This is a genomic window from Gracilimonas sp. BCB1 (assembly GCF_040117685.2).
In the GTDB taxonomy this organism is placed as follows: Bacteria; Bacteroidota; Rhodothermia; order Balneolales; family Balneolaceae; genus Gracilimonas.
In genome coordinates this window covers 624,682-641,703 of record NZ_JBEDYP020000012.1, presented here as the reverse complement: position 1 = coordinate 641,703, position 17,022 = coordinate 624,682, and the positions used below count along the sequence as shown (strand labels likewise).

At 44.6% G+C, this 17,022-nt stretch carries 14 protein-coding genes; 3 read left to right on the top strand and 11 right to left on the bottom strand.

Annotated features, from left to right (window positions below):
• The 4 genes from tuf to rpsL form a co-directional block, all read right to left on the bottom strand.
• Positions 1 to 1,177 (bottom strand): elongation factor Tu (gene tuf, locus ABFW99_RS09300; RefSeq protein WP_349353745.1); only part of this gene is annotated, 1,177 nt, incomplete at its 3' end.
• A gap of 34 nt (positions 1,178 to 1,211) precedes the next feature.
• Positions 1,212 to 3,353, bottom strand: a complete 2,142-nt coding sequence (gene fusA / locus ABFW99_RS09295; protein ID WP_349353744.1) for an elongation factor G — start codon at positions 3,351 to 3,353, stop codon at positions 1,212 to 1,214.
• A gap of 25 nt (positions 3,354 to 3,378) precedes the next feature.
• Entirely contained in the window at positions 3,379 to 3,846 is a 468-nt protein-coding gene (rpsG, locus tag ABFW99_RS09290; RefSeq protein ID WP_349353743.1) for a 30S ribosomal protein S7, read from the bottom strand.
• 26 nt (positions 3,847 to 3,872) lie between these two features.
• A complete protein-coding gene (rpsL, locus tag ABFW99_RS09285; RefSeq protein WP_020404630.1) occupies positions 3,873 to 4,247 on the bottom strand; it encodes a 30S ribosomal protein S12 in 375 nt (124 codons plus the stop codon).
• Positions 4,248 to 4,438: 191 nt separating this feature from the next.
• Here rpsL and recG point away from each other — a divergent pair, with 191 nt between their 5' ends.
• Entirely contained in the window at positions 4,439 to 6,508 is a 2,070-nt protein-coding gene (recG, locus tag ABFW99_RS09280; protein ID WP_349353742.1) for an ATP-dependent DNA helicase RecG, read from the top strand.
• Positions 6,509 to 6,785: 277 nt separating this feature from the next.
• Positions 6,786 to 8,924, top strand: coding sequence for a T9SS type A sorting domain-containing protein (locus ABFW99_RS09275; protein ID WP_349353741.1), 2,139 nt, complete (start codon positions 6,786 to 6,788; stop codon positions 8,922 to 8,924).
• A gap of 77 nt (positions 8,925 to 9,001) precedes the next feature.
• On the opposite strand, the gene typA is transcribed toward ABFW99_RS09275, so the two are convergent.
• The 4 genes from typA to ABFW99_RS09255 form a co-directional block, all read right to left on the bottom strand.
• Complete coding sequence (gene typA / locus ABFW99_RS09270; RefSeq protein WP_349353740.1) at positions 9,002 to 10,828, bottom strand: translational GTPase TypA; 1,827 nt, start codon at positions 10,826 to 10,828, stop codon at positions 9,002 to 9,004.
• 252 nt (positions 10,829 to 11,080) lie between these two features.
• A complete protein-coding gene (locus ABFW99_RS09265) occupies positions 11,081 to 11,728 on the bottom strand; it encodes a carbonic anhydrase family protein (protein ID WP_349353739.1) in 648 nt (215 codons plus the stop codon).
• Between the two features lie 193 nt (positions 11,729 to 11,921).
• Positions 11,922 to 12,656 (bottom strand): carbonic anhydrase family protein, encoded by a 735-nt coding sequence (locus ABFW99_RS09260; protein WP_349353738.1) that lies wholly within the window; start codon positions 12,654 to 12,656, stop codon positions 11,922 to 11,924.
• Between the two features lie 163 nt (positions 12,657 to 12,819).
• Complete coding sequence (locus tag ABFW99_RS09255; protein WP_349353737.1) at positions 12,820 to 12,999, bottom strand: hypothetical protein; 180 nt, start codon at positions 12,997 to 12,999, stop codon at positions 12,820 to 12,822.
• Positions 13,000 to 13,229: 230 nt separating this feature from the next.
• Between ABFW99_RS09255 and ABFW99_RS09250 the strand changes: the two genes are divergently transcribed.
• Positions 13,230 to 14,006: an SDR family oxidoreductase gene (locus tag ABFW99_RS09250; protein ID WP_349353736.1), complete on the top strand. Its 777-nt coding sequence runs from the start codon at positions 13,230 to 13,232 to the stop codon at positions 14,004 to 14,006.
• Between the two features lie 414 nt (positions 14,007 to 14,420).
• On the opposite strand, the gene ABFW99_RS09245 is transcribed toward ABFW99_RS09250, so the two are convergent.
• The 3 genes from ABFW99_RS09245 to recF are packed head-to-tail and all read right to left on the bottom strand — an operon-like array spanning position 14,421 to position 16,893.
• Positions 14,421 to 15,431: a CdaR family protein gene (locus tag ABFW99_RS09245; RefSeq protein WP_349353735.1), complete on the bottom strand. Its 1,011-nt coding sequence runs from the start codon at positions 15,429 to 15,431 to the stop codon at positions 14,421 to 14,423.
• Between the two features lie 34 nt (positions 15,432 to 15,465).
• A complete protein-coding gene (locus ABFW99_RS09240; RefSeq protein WP_349353734.1) occupies positions 15,466 to 15,759 on the bottom strand; it encodes a DUF721 domain-containing protein in 294 nt (97 codons plus the stop codon).
• Complete coding sequence (gene recF, locus ABFW99_RS09235) at positions 15,760 to 16,893, bottom strand: DNA replication/repair protein RecF (RefSeq protein ID WP_349353733.1); 1,134 nt, start codon at positions 16,891 to 16,893, stop codon at positions 15,760 to 15,762.
• Positions 16,894 to 17,022: the final 129 nt, after the last annotated feature.

The following is a 17,022-nucleotide window of genomic DNA, read 5'->3' as shown; positions in this document are numbered from 1 at the left end:
TTTTAGTTACAACTCCGGCACCCACGGTACGTCCGCCTTCGCGAATCGCAAACCGCAGCCCTTCTTCCATCGCTACCGGCTGAATAAGTCCTACATTCAGCTTCACGTTGTCTCCCGGCATTACCATCTCTACGCCATCGGGAAGCTCACAGGCTCCGGTTACGTCGGTGGTACGGAAGTAAAACTGTGGGCGGTAGCCTTTGAAGAATGGCGTGTGTCGACCACCCTCGTCCTTACTCAGCACATACACCTCACACTCAAACTGCTTGTGAGGAGTGATTGAACCGGGCTTACACAGTACCATTCCACGCTCAATCTGCTCTTTGTTAATTCCTCGCAGAAGGATACCGGCGTTGTCTCCGGCCTGCCCTTCATCGAGCATACGACGGAACATCTCAATACCGGTTACTACCGATTTCATCGGGTCTTCTACAATCCCTACAATCTCAATCTCATCGTTCACTTTAATCACGCCACGCTCGATACGTCCGGTAGCTACCGTTCCGCGACCGGTGATAGAGAAGATATCCTCTACCGGCATCAGGAACGGCTTGTCTACATCACGCTCGGGCGTCGGAATAGTGTCATCCACCGCTTTCATCAGCTCCACAATGCTTTCTTCGTGCTCGGCTTCCCCGTTGAGGGCGCCCAGGGCTGATCCCTGAATAACCGGGATATCATCCCCGTCAAACTCATAAGAAGACAACAGCTCGCGCACTTCCAGCTCTACCAGCTCCAGCAGCTCTTCATCGTCTACCAGGTCTACCTTATTCATAAATACCACAATCTGAGGTACACCTACCTGGCGGGCCAGCAGAATGTGCTCGCGCGTCTGTGGCATCGGACCGTCGGTGGCGGCAACAACCAAAATCGCCCCGTCCATCTGCGCCGCACCGGTTACCATGTTCTTCACATAGTCGGCGTGACCCGGACAGTCTACGTGGGCGTAGTGACGGGCATCGGTTTCGTACTCCACGTGAGCCGTGGCAATGGTAATCCCACGCTCGCGCTCTTCCGGAGCATTGTCAATGTCTGCAAACTGCTTGGCTACACCACCGTAGGTCTTCGCCATTACGGTCGTAATCGCCGCCGTCAGGGTTGTTTTACCATGATCTACGTGTCCAATTGTTCCCACGTTCACATGGGGCTTATTCCGTTCAAAGGTCTCTTTTGCCATGATACTATAGTTTAATCTTAGTGTTTAATTTCTTTTATGTTTGGCTCTCGATGATTTCCTGAGCAATTGCTTCAGGCACTTCAGTGTAATCGAAGAATTCCATAGAATATACCGCGCGGCCCTGTGTAGCAGACCTTAAGTCGGTAGAATAACCGAACATTTCAGAAAGCGGTACATGAGCTTTAACGACTGAACCTTCATTGTTCGAGTCCATGCTCTGCATGATTCCACGACGACTGTTCAAGTCACCAATTACATCTCCCATATATTCTTCAGGAGTAATAATTTCTACTTTCATTACCGGCTCAAGGATTTTTGGCTTGGCTTTACGGGCTGAATTTCTGAAACCGAGTTTTGCACATAACTCAAAGCTCAACTGGTCAGAGTCAACATCGTGATAAGAACCATCATACAAGCGCACTCCGATATTTTCTACAGAGTAGTTAGCCTGAATACCGGCAGTTAGTGCCTGTTGGAATCCTTTCATCACAGATGGGATAAATTCACGAGGAATATTACCACCTACAATCTCATTAATGAAAATAAATCCTTCTTCGCGGGTAATTCTGTCTTCATTACCATCGTAGTCTTCAAATTCGGCAATTGGCCCGATCTCGAATGAGATATCAGCAAATTTACCTCGACCACCTGTCTGCTTCTTGTAGATTTCCCGGTGATCCACTTTCTGTGAAATAGTTTCACGGTAAGAAACCTGAGGAGCACCTACGTTTGCCTCTACTTTAAATTCACGCTTCAGGCGATCAACAATAATCTCGAGGTGAAGCTCACCCATTCCGGCAATCGTAGTCTGACCTGTTTCGTGATCCGTTTTAACCTGGAAGGTTGGATCCTCTTCAGCCAGTTTCTGCAATCCGGTAGAAAGCTTCTCGCTGTCTGCTTTCGTTTTCGGCTCAACAGCAAGCTTAATTACAGGCTCAGGAAACGTGATCTGCTCAAGAATTACCGGGTGCTCTTCATCACAAAGAGTGTCACCGGTATGAACTTCTTTAATACCGATAATAGCTGCGATATCTCCGGCCTGAATATAGTCTAAATCCTTTTTGTCGTTAGCATGCATCTCAAGCAATCGACCAACGCGCTCCCTGTTTCCGGTAGAGGAATTCAGAATGTAAGAACCTTTTTCAAGCCGCCCGGAGTATACACGAGCAAAAGTCAGCCTACCTACATAAGGATCCGTCATGATCTTAAAGGCAAGGGCTGAGAAAGGCGCATTTACATCCGGAGCTTTCTTCACTTCTTCTTCTGTTTCAGGGTCAATACCCTTAACCGGAGGAATGTCGAGCGGGTTAGGCATGAAATCCAGAACGCGATCAAGCAGAACCTGAACACCTTTGTTTTTAAGAGCAGTTCCCAACATTACCGGAGTAACGTCTTTGGAAATAGTAGCTTCACGTAATGCTTCAATAATTTCCTCTGCACTAATCTCTTCTTCCATCAGGTATTTCTCCATCAGAGAATCATTTTGATCAGCAACCGCCTCAAGCATGATACCACGGTATTCTGCAGCTTTCTCTTTAAGATCTTCCGGAATGTCTACTACTTCATACTTAGCACCGAGAGACTCATCATCCCAAATAATGGCGTTCATATTAATAAGGTCAACAACGCCCTGGAAGTCAGCTTCAGCACCGATTGGGATCTGAATCGGGATAGGATTTGCATTTAACTTCTCATCAAGCTCATCAATAACATTGTAGAAGTTAGCGCCTACCTTATCCATTTTGTTTACGAATGCCATGCAAGGCACTTCGTATTTATTAGCCTGACGCCATACAGTTTCTGACTGAGGCTGAACAGCACCCACAGAATCAAGCACGAAAACCGCGCCATCCAATACTCGCAGCGAACGCTCCACCTCTACGGTAAAGTCAACGTGACCAGGAGTATCAATGATGTTAATCCGGTGATCTTTCCAGATACAGTGTGTAGCAGCTGAAGTAATAGTAATACCACGCTCCTGCTCCTGCTCCATCCAGTCCATAGTGGCAGCACCATCATGCACCTCACCAATTCGGTGACTACGACCGGTGTAAAAAAGAATACGCTCGGTTACGGTTGTTTTACCGGCATCAATGTGAGCCATGATACCGATGTTCCGCGTCCGGCGGATCTTATCTAAAATTTTTGGATCTGTTTTTTGCTTCGTCTCAGACATAATACTTATTAATCAATAATCTCTTTTAGAATCTAAAGTGAGCAAAAGCTTTATTAGCATCTGCCATACGGTGCGTCTCGTCTTTCTTACGAACGGCTCCGCCTTCATTATTTGACGCGTCTATCAATTCTCTTGAAAGACGAATTGACATCGACTTATCATTTCTGGAACGCGCGGCTTTAATGAGCCATCTCATCCCAAGCGCTGTTCCTCTTTCCTGACGAACTTCTATAGGCACCTGGTAAGTAGCACCACCAACCCGGCGAGATTTAACCTCAACCACCGGAGTCGAATTCTGTAAAGCGTTGCGAAATACATCGATTCCGGTTTCGCCAGTTTTCTCTTCAATAACTTCAAAAGCCTGATATACAATTTTGCGAGCAACATTCTTCTTACCGTCCCGCATCAGGTTGTTCACGAACCGAGTTACCAGCTTATCCTCAAAAATTGGATCCGCTTGCACATCTCGTTTTTCTGCTGTTTTTCTACGCATGCTCGATTAATCTTAATTTCTTAATGTTACCCTTTCGGCTTCTTGGTGCCATACAAACTACGGCTTTGAGTTCTACCCTCAACACCCGCAGTATCTAATGTTCCACGAATAATATGGTATCGAACACCGGGCAAATCTTTTACACGACCACCACGGATCAATACAATACTATGTTCCTGTAAGTTGTGACCTTCACCCGGAATGTAAGCCGAAACTTCAATTCCGTTAGTCAAACGTACACGAGCTACTTTACGCAATGCCGAGTTCGGCTTTTTAGGCGTAGTTGTATAAACGCGAGTACAAACACCACGCTTCTGCGGACAATTCTGCAACGCAGGAGCAGTTGTTTTACTTACCTTGCTTTTTCTACCTTTTCGTATGAGTTGTTGTATTGTAGGCACTGTTCAATTATTTGGTTATTGCCATCGAATCGAGAGCTTGCAAATATAGGCAACGTTACCACATGAATGCAAAAAATTTATCCGAATTATTTCTTCTTTTTCCTGAAATACACCCTGACGTCTTCTAGAATAAAAAAATAACCCCAAATTTTGATCTAAAGAATATAGATCGATATATAACTTTATATCAGTTGAAGCTTTCCGACTTATCTAATCTTAGTACCAAAAGGCTTGATGCTTTAAGCGCGGAAGGCATCCGCTCTGTCAAGGATTTACTAAACTTTTTTCCCCGCCGATACCTGGATCGCAGTAATACTCAGAAGATTAAACATCTTGCAGGTTCTGGTGAAGAGATCACCGTAGCCGGAAAAGTGACGAATATTAATATGGCCGGTTATGGAAAGAAAAAACGTCTCGAAGTAACCATTAATGACGGGTCGGGAGATGTAAAGGGAGTATGGTTCCGTGGTGTGGGTTATTTTCGAAAGTATTTTAAGGAAGGTGATTTCGTGGCTTTTTACGGAGCCGCCAAACGTTATGGGCGATCCATTTCCATTGCTCACCCCGAAGTTGATAAAATCTCTTCCGATGATGATCTCGATTCCTTTTCCCGGATTTTCCCAATCTACCCCGGGAGTAAAGCATTGAGCAAAGCCCGTATTACTAGTAAACTGGTTCAAAGCTGGATGGAGCAGATTTTGAACAACGTAACTCCCAACGAGTTCTTGCCGGAATCACTCATCGCCGAAATGAAGTTCCCTCAGCGACCGGAAGCCTATCGCATGATTCACTTTCCGGAATCACATAATGAGCACAAGAATGCCCTTAACCGGTTTAAGTTTGAAGAGCTCTTTTTGTTTGAACTGAGCATGGAGAAGATCAACTATACAGTAAAAGAGCGAGCTAACGGACATCTTTTTAACGAAACCGGCAATTACACTTCCCGCTATTTTAATGAGCTGCTGCCATTTGAATTGACAAACGGGCAAAAAACTTCTCTGGCTGAAATTAAGAAGGATGTCCGTTCCGGCAAACAAATGAACCGACTGATTCAAGGGGATGTGGGCGCCGGTAAAACCATCGTCGCTATCGGTGCCATGCTAATGGCTTTGGATAATGGATTTCAAGCTGCTTTTCTTGCTCCGACCGAAATTCTCGCTGAACAGCATTACCGTACGCTCAGCAATCACCTTAAAGAATTAGATGTCAACGTGCGATTGCTCATTGGTTCGCAGAAAAAAGCATTACGAACCGATATCCTCACCGACATTGAAGGTGGAAATTGTAACATCGTTGTAGGAACTCATGCCATTATTCAGGAAACTGTTCGCTTTCATAATCTGGGATTGGCCGTGATTGATGAACAGCACCGGTTTGGGGTTAAGCAAAGATCGGATCTGCTTAATAAAGGGAGTAATCCGCACATGCTGGTGATGAGCGCCACTCCCATCCCCCGCTCACTTGCCATGACGGTTTATGCGGATCTGGATGTGTCTATTATCAAAGATTTGCCGGCCGGCAGAAAACCCATCAAAACGGCTATCCGGTCTCATAAAAAAAGAGAGGACGTATATAGTTTTGTACAGCAGGAAGTGAATGATGGCGGACAGGTATATGTAGTTTATCCGCTGGTGGAAGAATCAGAAGCACTGGATTTGAAAGATGCCACGGCCGGATTCGAGAAACTCAAAAAGCAATTTCCTGACTTCAATGTTGGTTTGATTCACGGCCGAATGAAAACTGAAGAGAAAGATGAAACCATGAAGGCTTTTATTAATAATGAACTCCAGATTCTGGTCTCTACTACAGTAATTGAGGTTGGAGTAGATGTACCGAATGCCTCCATCATGATCATAGAACATGCCGAGCGGTTCGGGCTTTCACAGCTTCACCAGCTTCGCGGACGCATTGGCCGCGGCGAACGACAAAGCTACTGCATCCTAATGCCCGACGTAAAAGTGAGCAAAGCCGGTGCGTTCCGTCTCAAAACCATGGAAGAAACCAATGACGGCTTTCGTATTGCTGAGGCCGATCTGAAGCTTCGCGGTCCCGGTGACTTCCTTGGAACCAAACAAAGCGGCCTGCCCGATTTTAAATTTGCCGATATTGTTGAGGATCAGTTCCTTTTGATTCAAGCCAAAGAAAAAGCAAAAAAACTACTTACCGAAGACCCTCATCTTCAATCCCCTCAAAACCAGGATCTGGATAAAATATTCACCCCCTACTTCAAGGAAAAAGTGAAGTTTTACGGGATGGGGTAACCACCCGCCTTAGTTCTGACAGCCCCTGTCTTAAGTTAGAACTTCAGTTAGTTTCTAAGTCGAGATTAATTTGAGCTTTAATTCTTTTCCCATTCGTATGTAAGGTTGTCTTATGGTACAAAATCAAAAAACTATAACAGTCTTAACTATGCAATTTTCGGGATTTAAATTATCAGTTCTCCTTTCATTCATTTTTTCATTTCTATTTGTTCAGTTGGTATCCGCACAACATTGGCAAGCCGAAAACGGGAACATAACTTCATCTGATCTAAACGAAGTGCAATTTGTAACGGATCAAATTGCTTATGCTATTGGTAATAACGGAATCATTTTAAAATCCTCAGACGGAGGTGCCACTTGGACGGATATCTCTTACGGTGACAGCCGCAATTACCAAGGGCTTTTCTTCTTTGATGCCGAATCCGGTTTTGTAGGCGGTCCATTTTCCACCGCTGGCGGAGGAAGTTCTGAAATGCTTGCCAAAACAGAAGACGGTGGACAAACCTGGGATATTCGTTCCTCCTTCAACTTCAATAACTTTAATGATATTGAATTTCTGGATGCTCAAAATGGATGGGTTGCATCTGCCGATGGAGAAGTTTTGTTTACTGCTGATGGAGGAGAAAGCTGGAACTCGGTAACCGCAGGAACTGAAGACTTGTTGGATTTTCACATTGTGAATGATACCACCTTCTGGGTGGCTGGTGAGTCAGGTTCACTCTACAAGTCAACCGATGCAGGGTCCAGTTGGGAATCAGCCCTTCAGATCGATACCGTATCCTATGGCGGGTTTCAGTCTCTTAACAGCTCTGACGACCTCTACAACATGGCCTTTGCTGATGACCAAACCGGCTACGTTATCGGAGAGACATATAACAGTGGCTTTGTGGGTTTCATCCTAAAAACAACAGACGGCGGTTCTACGTGGTCTGTTATTGATTATGAATTTAAGCACCTCTTTTACGATATCGAACTGGGCAGTAATGGTGAAATTATTCTTGCCGGAGGTGCAGATAGCTTTACTGAAACAACTCAAAATGCAATTCTTGTTTCTTCAGATGAAGGCACTTCCTGGAATATTTTAACAGATGGGTCCGGTCCTTTAACCTGGTTTGATATCGATGAATTTGAGGGCAGCTGGCTCGCTGTTGGGGCGTCCGGAGCTACTGCTTCATTTACCCTCGCTGATGATACTCTGAGTTCCGATCTTATCACCGGCTTCAACATAGCAGATGTTTCTTTTATTAACGGAAGTCAGGGTGCTTTTGTAACCGAAGGAAGAGTTCATGGAAAAGTATTTACTACAACCGATGGAGGTGCCACCTGGGAAAACCACTTAATTCTGGAAGGCAGAAAAGACTTCAAGGCCGTGGCTTATGTGGACAATAACAACATATGGGCCGTTGGGACAGACCACTACACCGGAGGTTCTGTCTGGTTGGTTTATCATTCTTCCGATCAGGGAGCTACCTGGAACAAGGTCGACACAGGATTTGCTGAACATGAAAAGACCAACAATCTGGAAGATGTACAGTTTATTGATGCGCAAATCGGCTTCATTAAAGCCGAAGACATGCTCCTGAAAACTACAGATGGCGGCAGTACCTGGAACGCCATAACTGAACCTGATAATATTTCTTATTTCGATTTCGAAATGATCGGCTTTCAAAATGAAGACAATGGCTGGATGGCGGGACAAGAAATGATTGCTTCTACATCGGATGGAGGAACAACCTGGGACATAAAGTATGAAGAAGAGGGCTTTAGCCCGGAAATAACAGGTATGCATTTTCTGGACAGCACTACCGGGTATGTAACCATGGAGCGCGGAGATATGATAAAAACTACGGACGGCGGCGAAAACTGGACTGAGCTTTCTACTTTTACCAGTTTTGACTTGAATGACTTGCACTTCTTCTCGGAAGACAGTGGACTTGTAGTTGGTGATGGCGGCCGCATACTTAAAACAGTTGATGGTGGAGCAAACTTTGAAACGGACTACAGTCTCACGCAAAAGAACTTCCATGCTATCGAATTTGCAGGCAATAGTTCCGGCTGGATTGTGGGAGAAAAGGGAACCATCTATTCAACATCAAACAGAGGCGGTATTGCAACTTCTACCGAAGAACCGCTCACCGGTACGATTCCTGTTGATATTCAGCTTCATCAGAATTATCCAAACCCGTTCAATCCAAGTACGAATATAAGCTACCGGATTCCATCAAACAGCACCGTCAGCTTAAAAGTGTATGATATGCTTGGAAGAGAAGCAGCTACGTTACTGAATAGAAAAACACAGCCTGCCGGAGAGTACGAAGTTACCTTCAATGCCGGAAACTTATCCTCCGGGGTGTATTTATACCGACTGCAAGTCAACCAAACCGTTATCACTAAAAAGCTGACTCTGATTAAGTAAAGATCAATTTTAAATGTTGGATGTTAAATGGTATCAAGTCCCATTTAACATTCAGCATTAAACATTTAAAATTCCGACTAAGCTTTAGCGCTTGCTTTCTGCTTCTCAGCACGCTTACGGTCGTTATGATCGAGATACATTTTACGAATTCGCAGGGCTTGTGGCGTTACTTCAAGCAATTCATCATTGTCAATGAACTCAATGCATTGCTCCAGGCTTAAATCTTTTGCCTGATTCAGTTTCACAGAATCAGCCGTTTGAGTGGCACGGTGGTTGGTCAGGTTTTTCTTCTTAACAACATTTACCACCATATCTTCGCTTCGCTTATTCACGCCTACAACTTGCCCCATATAAACAGGGTCTCCGGGTTTCACAAAAAACTCACCCCGATCCTGAACACCTTCCAGTGCATAACCGGTTACGTCTCCCTGTTCAAGAGCGATCAGCGCTCCGCGGTTTCGTCCGGGAATTTCGCCGGCATAAGGCTCATACCCGTCAAATTGCTGGTGCATGATTCCGGTTCCGCGTGTTTCGGTCAGCATCTCGCCACGGAAACCAATTAACCCACGGGAAGGTACACGGAATTGAATCCGGTTGTTGTCTCCCTCCTGGCTCATGGAGGTCATAATTCCCTTTCGTTTCTGCAGGTTATCAATCACCCGGTTACTGTAATCAGTCTGCACATCAACAACTACTTCCTCAACGGGCTCGTGAGTTACCCCATCCACTTCTTTGAAAAGCACTTCCGGTCGTGATACTGAAAACTCAAATCCTTCCCGACGCATAGTTTCAATAAGTATAGCCATTTGAAGTTCACCCCGGCCGGAAACTTTATAGATATCCGGACTATCGGTTGGCTCAACCCGCATCGCCACATTGGTTCGTGTTTCTCGGTACAGGCGATCTTTTAGCTGATTGGATGTCACATAATCCCCTTCTTTTCCGGCAAACGGAGAGTTGTTTACCCGAAAGTACATCGCGATGGTCGGCTGGTCCAGATCTACATATTCAAGCGGGGTCATATCAGCAGTATCGGTTAGCGTATCCCCGATGTTGACTTCTTCATAGCCGGCAAGGGCAATAATGTCACCGGCCTGCGCTTGTTCTACCGGTTCCCTTTTCAATCCTTCAAAAGAAAAGAGCTTAGTTGCCCGGGCTTTCTCTTTCACCTCACCTTTGCCACTCATCAGGGCCACTTCCTGATTTATTTTGATAGTGCCCTGCTCAACCCGACCAACTGCAATTCGGCCAACATAGTCGTTCCAGTCTATGCTGCTTACCAGCATTTTAAACTTGGATTCCGTGTCTTGCTCCGGCGCAGGTACATGCTCTACTATTTTATCCATCAGAGGAGAAAGGTCGGTGCCTTCTTCCTCCAGTTCTTCCTTAGCTACACCGTCTTTTGCGACGGCATACAGAACCGGGAAATCGAGCTGTTCGTTGGTAGCATCCAGCATCACAAAGAGATCAAAAATTTCATCCAAAACCGCATTTGGACGGGCATCTTTTCGGTCAATTTTATTAATAACCACAATTGGCTGATAACCTAAACTCAGCGACTTTCTCAGTACAAATTTAGTTTGAGGAAGCGGACCTTCGGCGGCATCCACCAGAAGAATCACTCCATTTACCATTTTCAGAATTCGCTCAACCTCTCCTCCAAAGTCGGCGTGACCCGGAGTATCAACAATGTTAATTTTGGTGCCTTTCCAGTTTACGGCCGTGTTCTTGGAGCTGATCGTAATACCGCGTTCTTTCTCGAGGTCGCCGGAGTCCATCACCCGGTCTTCTACCTGCTGGTTCTCTCTGAATGTTCCGCTCTGTTTTAAAATCTGATCAACGAGTGTGGTTTTCCCGTGATCTACGTGAGCGATTATGGCGATATTTCTTAAGTCTTGTGACATTGTTGTATTATGTTTTATGAAATTCTCTTCTTGATTAGCGCTATATCTTCAGTAGTCTATTACCAGAAAAGTTGCAAGCCTTAAAGATACGGGTATTTTGGTCAAATCCTTATTATTAAATTATGAATTGTTTTTGAGCAGATTCCTCAATGGAAGGGGAAGTTTTACCTTCTTTCAGAATCGCGTTGAATTATAAAAGAAAAGGGAGTCGGTACACTCCCCTTTTTTATTGATAAGCTTTGATTGAAGCTCTTAGTCCAGAAAAGAAACCTTCCCTGTTTCCAGATCATAGAAAGCACCAACAATTACTACATCGCCGTTCTTTTCCTGTTCTGCAATTGTAGAGCTGTTTTTTCTAATCTGCCCGATAGTATGAATAACGTTGTTTTTCACAACTTCTGTTACATACTCATCATTGTCGGTTGACTGTTCTCCATCGTAATCCGAAGTCATTTCAACGGCCGGCTTAATTTTGCTCAGCATGGCCGTAATATTCCCCATTTGCACATCGTCAATAGCGGCTTTAACTGCACCGCAGCTCTTGTGCCCCATTACTACGATTACTTTTGAACCGGCAACGGCGGTTCCATATTCGGTGCTTCCAAGAATATCCTCATTCACAAAGTTACCAGCAACACGGGCTACAAAAATATCGCCTACTCCTTTATCGAACACCTGCTCCACCGGTACACGGCTGTCGATGCAGGAAATTACCACGGCTTCCGGATATTGACCACCGGTTGTAGCCTTCACCTGTGCCTGATAATCACGCGGCGTCAGATTATTGTTTACGAATCGCTCGTTCCCATCTTTGAGGTTTTGGAGAATTTGTTCAGGCGATAGGCTTGCCTGTTTTTCACTGGTTATCACTTCTTTACTTAAAGATGTTTCCTTACTCATATGTCCGTTTTGGTTTTTGATGAATACAGTTAAAAAAATAAGGCAGCAAGTACAGCTTTCACAGTATAAATCATCATTATCTTCTGATTTTTATCAAGGCCTTATCCTAAAATCACCCAGTAGCTTGGGTGGCATCTTATAGTTAAAAAAAGGGAGTTTGAACAACTCCCTTTTCATATAATAAAAGTTTGATTTAGTCCAGAAATGTTACTTTTCCGGTTTCTAAATCATAGAATGCTCCGGCAATAACTACGTCACCGTTTCTTTCCAGCTCAGCGATAACAGGGCTGTTCTCGCGCATTTCAGAAATGGTATTAACTACGTTGTTATTTACTACTTCAGTAACATAGTCATCATTGCTTGTTGAACGATCGCCGGAGTAATTGGCAGTCATCTCAACGGCCGGCTCAATCTTGTCTAACATAGCAGTAATGTTCCCCATCTCAACACCATCGATCGCTGCTTTTACAGCTCCGCAGCTTTTGTGACCCATTACAACCACAACCTTTGAGCCCGCTACAGCGGTCGCGAATTCCGCACTTCCCAGAATGTCTTCGTTCACAAAATTACCGGCTACTCGGGCAACAAAGATATCACCTACTCCCTTGTCAAAAACTTGCTCAACAGGCACACGACTGTCAACGCACGACAGGATAATGGCTTCAGGATGTTGGCCTACAGCCGTTGCTTTCACCTGTGCCTGATAATCTGTAGGCGTAAGATTGTTGTTTATATAGCGCTCATTTCCGGCTTTCAGGCCTTCAAGAATTTCCTGTGGTGTTAAATTACTCTGCGCTTCGCTGGTCAGAACTTCTGTTTTAAGTTCGTTACGGGTGGATTGATCCGAATTTTGGCTAACGCAAGCCGTCGAAAACATCAGCGTGACAATTAGTAAAGGCAGAATATTGGTATTGATTAATTTTTTCATGGTCTTATAATAAATTTATAGTGTCAGATAAAAAGCTTTCATCAGGAGATCATATACCCTTATCTCCCAACACACTTCTTTATTTATCAGAAGCCTGCTGCAGTTCTTCTATCTCCGGGATGGGAAATTCGACAAGAACAGGATGTAAAAATTGTCGGGTAACTTAGACCATGTCGGGCGGCGGGATGGGCACCGGTGGTGTATATAAATTTATTAAAGTGATCAACTCACCGGTGAGATGCCTGTCATTAGAAATATATGTTGAAGCGATACTTTCATGCTCAATCTCATCTTCAGCTCCGGATTCTTCTACAACATCAGGCATGGGAATTGCAGAAGCCATTGTTGAAACAGCGGCTGGATTTGACGGAATTAGCCAATCAAATTCGTGCATCACCGAAAATGCAAAAAATAACATTGTCGATAACACTATCTGTAATATGTAGGGATTCAAGAGCTTCATGAGTTTAATTTGCATCCTTAACTCCGGCGCTATACAGAGAGTTCCCAAAAAGTTCAGAGATTTTATTAGGTTAGTCAGCACCTAATCAAGCCAAACTATACTTCCCTGAAATGGACCTCAAAATTAAGAACCAACTTTTTCTTATCTGCGGAGCTTCCAGTGGTTTTGGGCGAGCCGTGTGTGAGCAGTTATTAAAAGAAGGAGCTAAAATTATTGCAGTCGCCCGGCGTGAAGAAAAGCTCAGAGAACTCAAAGATGACTACCCTGAACAGACTCAGGTGTTTTCCGGCGACCTTACACAAGAGCCTACTCTGGATGAACTGGATACTTTAATAGCCAATCGGGAACTGAACGGCGTTCTGATAAACGCCGGCGGACCGCCCGCACTTTCTGCTCTGGAAACTTCTATGGACCAGTGGGATGAGGCTTATGAAAACGTACTTCGATGGAAAGTAGACCTAACCAAGCGTCTTATTCCTATTTTTCAAGAACATAATTACGGACGCATTCTTTTTGTGGAAAGCCAGTCCATCAAACAACCTATTCCCTCTTTAGTGTTAAGCAATTCTTTGAGAGCAGCTGTTGCCGGTTTTGCTAAAACACTATCTCTTGAAATAGCCGAGCAAGGCATTACCGTAAACCTGCTTGCCCCTGGTTCCCACGAAACCCCTGCTATAGAACGTGTAATTCAAAAAAGAGCTGAAGAATCCGGCAAACCTTTAGAAGAAGTGAAGCAAGAGATGGAGAAAAGTATCCCTGTTGGAAGGATGGGTACCGGGGATGAATTTGCATCACTTGCCGCCTGGCTGTTGTCTCCTCATTCCGGTTATGTTACCGGGCAAACCATCAGCCACGACGGGGGTAATATTAAAGGTTTGTTTGGGTAAGCTGCTCAAAAATTACCGACACTGTTTTTTTAAAGTCATCATGAGCAATTAATTTTTTTTTCCTGAGGCAGTTGTGCTCATTACGCTTTCGAACTTTTCTGTCTTCTCGTTGATAAAACTTAGAATCATAAACTAATACCTCATCCATATAAAATTAGAAAAGTCTCTCCTATCGAAAGAGTCTTGATTCCCCGGGAGCATGAAACACAATAACGGTAATCCTATAACCAAGGTTCCTTAGTTTCGAACCTTGATTTACAGGATTAAAAGATTGCCTTGATTATATCTAAGCACATCCGAAAAGGATCTGTGCCCATCAATGATTGGTAAGCGACTTATGTCAAAGACTCAGAATACAACTTTGGCCATTGGAATTTGGAGCTTGAGATTTGGGATTTAATCCTTACAACCCCTCTAATTCAACACCGTAAAGTAAGCCACTGCCTTAGGCTGAAAGCTTCGGAGGCGCAGCTCAAATTGTTCAGCTGTTTGTTCAATATCGGGAGTTACGAAACCGGTAGAGTCTTCCAGGATTTTGGCATATGGAACATACACCTCATACGGCCTTATTTTTTCTACCTCTGCATATTGCTCAATAGGAACATCAAACCTGATGGTAACCGATGACGGATTATAGTTTACATTTTGTCCGCGAGGCAGCCCCCGGGTTCGGATATACACCGTGGTCTCCCCTTCGGTAAACTCTGATACGTCCGCATTATAAGTAATCTCCGTTTCAGAGAGTTCTACAACACCGATTGCGTCCTCAAGTGGCAATGTTGCTGAAATATCCTCCCGAATACCATCCAGCCTCAGCGTATCCTGCACTTCCCATTCAGTTATATCTTCGATACGCGATTGTGCTCCGGTAACGGTAATACTATCCGGACTATACGTGGGCTCACCTACCAACCCAAAACGGGTTTGAAAATTAAAGTCCGTATTTATTTTTACCGGAACTCTCTTGGATATCTTTGGCTCCATATTCACCGACAAAAGCAGGGGCTGGACTTTTGCCACGTCTATTTCCTGCAGGTAACTCAACCGCTGCCGAACCTGATCAAACAGGTTTATCTCACTTTCTTCGATATTTATGACTACCGTCGGCGGATCATTGTATAAGTTCAATAGCTGCCACCCATCACCGGAAACACTTACCTGCACAAACTCAGGCAGATCCTCTGTCAAGGCCATGCTCTCCGGTACATTTCCCGGTTCTACCGGAATGTTAATGGTGATGTTAAAACTCCCACTCAAATTCACAATAAACCACAGCGAAATAGCCATGATGTAGGCACCCACAAACACGATCACCTTTTCCCGCCTGATGAAACGCATTTCCGTTTCCTCTGTACCGGGTTTGGTACCGGGCTTCAAAAAAGCCTTAAGCCGTCTTACAATTTCATTATCTGTGATATCAGCCATTGCCGAATATAGATGCAGGATTATGGTTAGTCAACTAACTGCGTACGATGATGTCGCCTATGACGTCGCCTTTAACTTTACTATTTAATTTTTTAGCGATACTGAACCGGTTTCCATGAATTTCATGCCTCCATGATGGGTGTTTCACCCGCATCACCAATTTATTCCCTTCAAAGTGAAGATCTTCCACCTCCGAAGCCATACGCTTACCAACAACTTCTTCAAAAGCCGATAAAATCATCCCCTGCTTCAGCTTCTTTTTCTGCGGAAATTTTTCCAGAAACTCTTCAAGAACTGAACCTAATGATTTGGGCGTATCGAATCTCATTTATCTAATCACCTCGTTTATTTCACCGGCTTCTACTTTATATAACCGGTTGTTGGTTCCGTCAAAGGTAACATAATCTTCGAAAGGAACCGGATTGGCGGAAGTTATGAATATTTGACTTTTATGTTGTTGAAGGGCATCGAGTAAAATTTCTGTTTTGCGAGGATCGAGGTCGCCAAATACATCATCCAGCATCAGGATAGGAAGGTCGTCGAGCTCATCAGAGTAATAATGCAGCTGGGCCAGCTTCAGCGATAGCGCAAAAAGCCGGTGCTGTCCTTGTGAACCAAACCGCCGGAGCTCAAAATCGTCCAGGTAAAACACGATCTCATCCCGGTGCGGGCCAATAGTAGTAATCTCCCTTTCAATTTCTTTGGGTTGAGCCGCTTCCAACTGCTCGTAATATTCTTTTTCAATGGCTTCAACATCTGTGGAGGGTGTGCAAAAAGTCTGGTATTCAAGGTTGGTAGTCAGGTCCATGCCCGATATCATTGCATAGTCTTTTTCGAGATAGGCCTTCAGGTTTTCGAGTACTTCATGGCGTTTGGAAATAATACGGGCTCCCGCTTCCACCAGCTGCACGTTCCAGGGTTCCAGGTACGCTTCAAGCACAGAAACCGGTCCGCGATATTCCTGAAGCAGTGAATTACGCTGTTTCCGAACCCGGCGATATTCAATAAGATCTCGCAGGTAAGCCGGTGAAATCTGGCTGATGAAAGCATCGATAAAACTTCGGCGTTCCGTCGGGCCTTCCAGCGTTAGTTTTTTGTCATCCGGTGTTAATGTGACCACCGGCACCATTCCAATCAAATCAGACAGACGTTCAAGCGGTGAGTCGTTCACGAAAATCTTTTTCCCGTCACCGCGGGAATAGGAACATGAAACATCAAACTCCGAACGTATTTGCCCTTCAAAGTGACCTTTAATCATAAAGTAACTTTCGCCCTGATTTACCACATACATATCGGTATTGGATACAAAACTTCGCGACATACACAGGTAATGGATGGCGTCAATCAGGCTGGTTTTGCCTGATCCGTTTGGACCGGTTATTACATTCAGATGGGGCGCCCAGTCTACCCTGGTTTCCAGGTGATTCCGAAAATGAAGCAGTTCCGTATGAGTGTTTCGCATACATACATGGTACGCATTCTGATGGTTTTACGCAGATTCATTTCACACAAAAAGAGCCGTCTTTGGCAAGAAAGAACGGCTCTGAAAAAGCTACTATGTATCAAGTTAGAGCGATCTCAAAGCCATTCC

Excerpts from the sequence above, each read along its gene's own strand:
- fusA (WP_349353744.1), bottom strand. The coding sequence starts at position 3,353 with ATGTCTGAGACGAAGCAAAAAACAGATCCAAAAATTTTAGATAAGATC.
- rpsG (WP_349353743.1), bottom strand. The coding sequence starts at position 3,846 with ATGCGTAGAAAAACAGCAGAAAAACGAGATGTGCAAGCGGATCCAATT.
- typA (WP_349353740.1), bottom strand. The coding sequence starts at position 10,828 with ATGTCACAAGACTTAAGAAATATCGCCATAATCGCTCACGTAGATCAC.
- ABFW99_RS09265 (WP_349353739.1), bottom strand. The coding sequence starts at position 11,728 with ATGAGTAAGGAAACATCTTTAAGTAAAGAAGTGATAACCAGTGAAAAA.
- ABFW99_RS09260 (WP_349353738.1), bottom strand. The coding sequence starts at position 12,656 with ATGAAAAAATTAATCAATACCAATATTCTGCCTTTACTAATTGTCACG.
- ABFW99_RS09255 (WP_349353737.1), bottom strand. The coding sequence starts at position 12,999 with ATGGCTTCTGCAATTCCCATGCCTGATGTTGTAGAAGAATCCGGAGCT.
- ABFW99_RS09250 (WP_349353736.1), top strand. The coding sequence starts at position 13,230 with ATGGACCTCAAAATTAAGAACCAACTTTTTCTTATCTGCGGAGCTTCC.
- ABFW99_RS09245 (WP_349353735.1), bottom strand. The coding sequence starts at position 15,431 with ATGGCTGATATCACAGATAATGAAATTGTAAGACGGCTTAAGGCTTTT.
- ABFW99_RS09240 (WP_349353734.1), bottom strand. The coding sequence starts at position 15,759 with ATGAGATTCGATACGCCCAAATCATTAGGTTCAGTTCTTGAAGAGTTT.
- recF (WP_349353733.1), bottom strand. The coding sequence starts at position 16,893 with ATGCGAAACACTCATACGGAACTGCTTCATTTTCGGAATCACCTGGAA.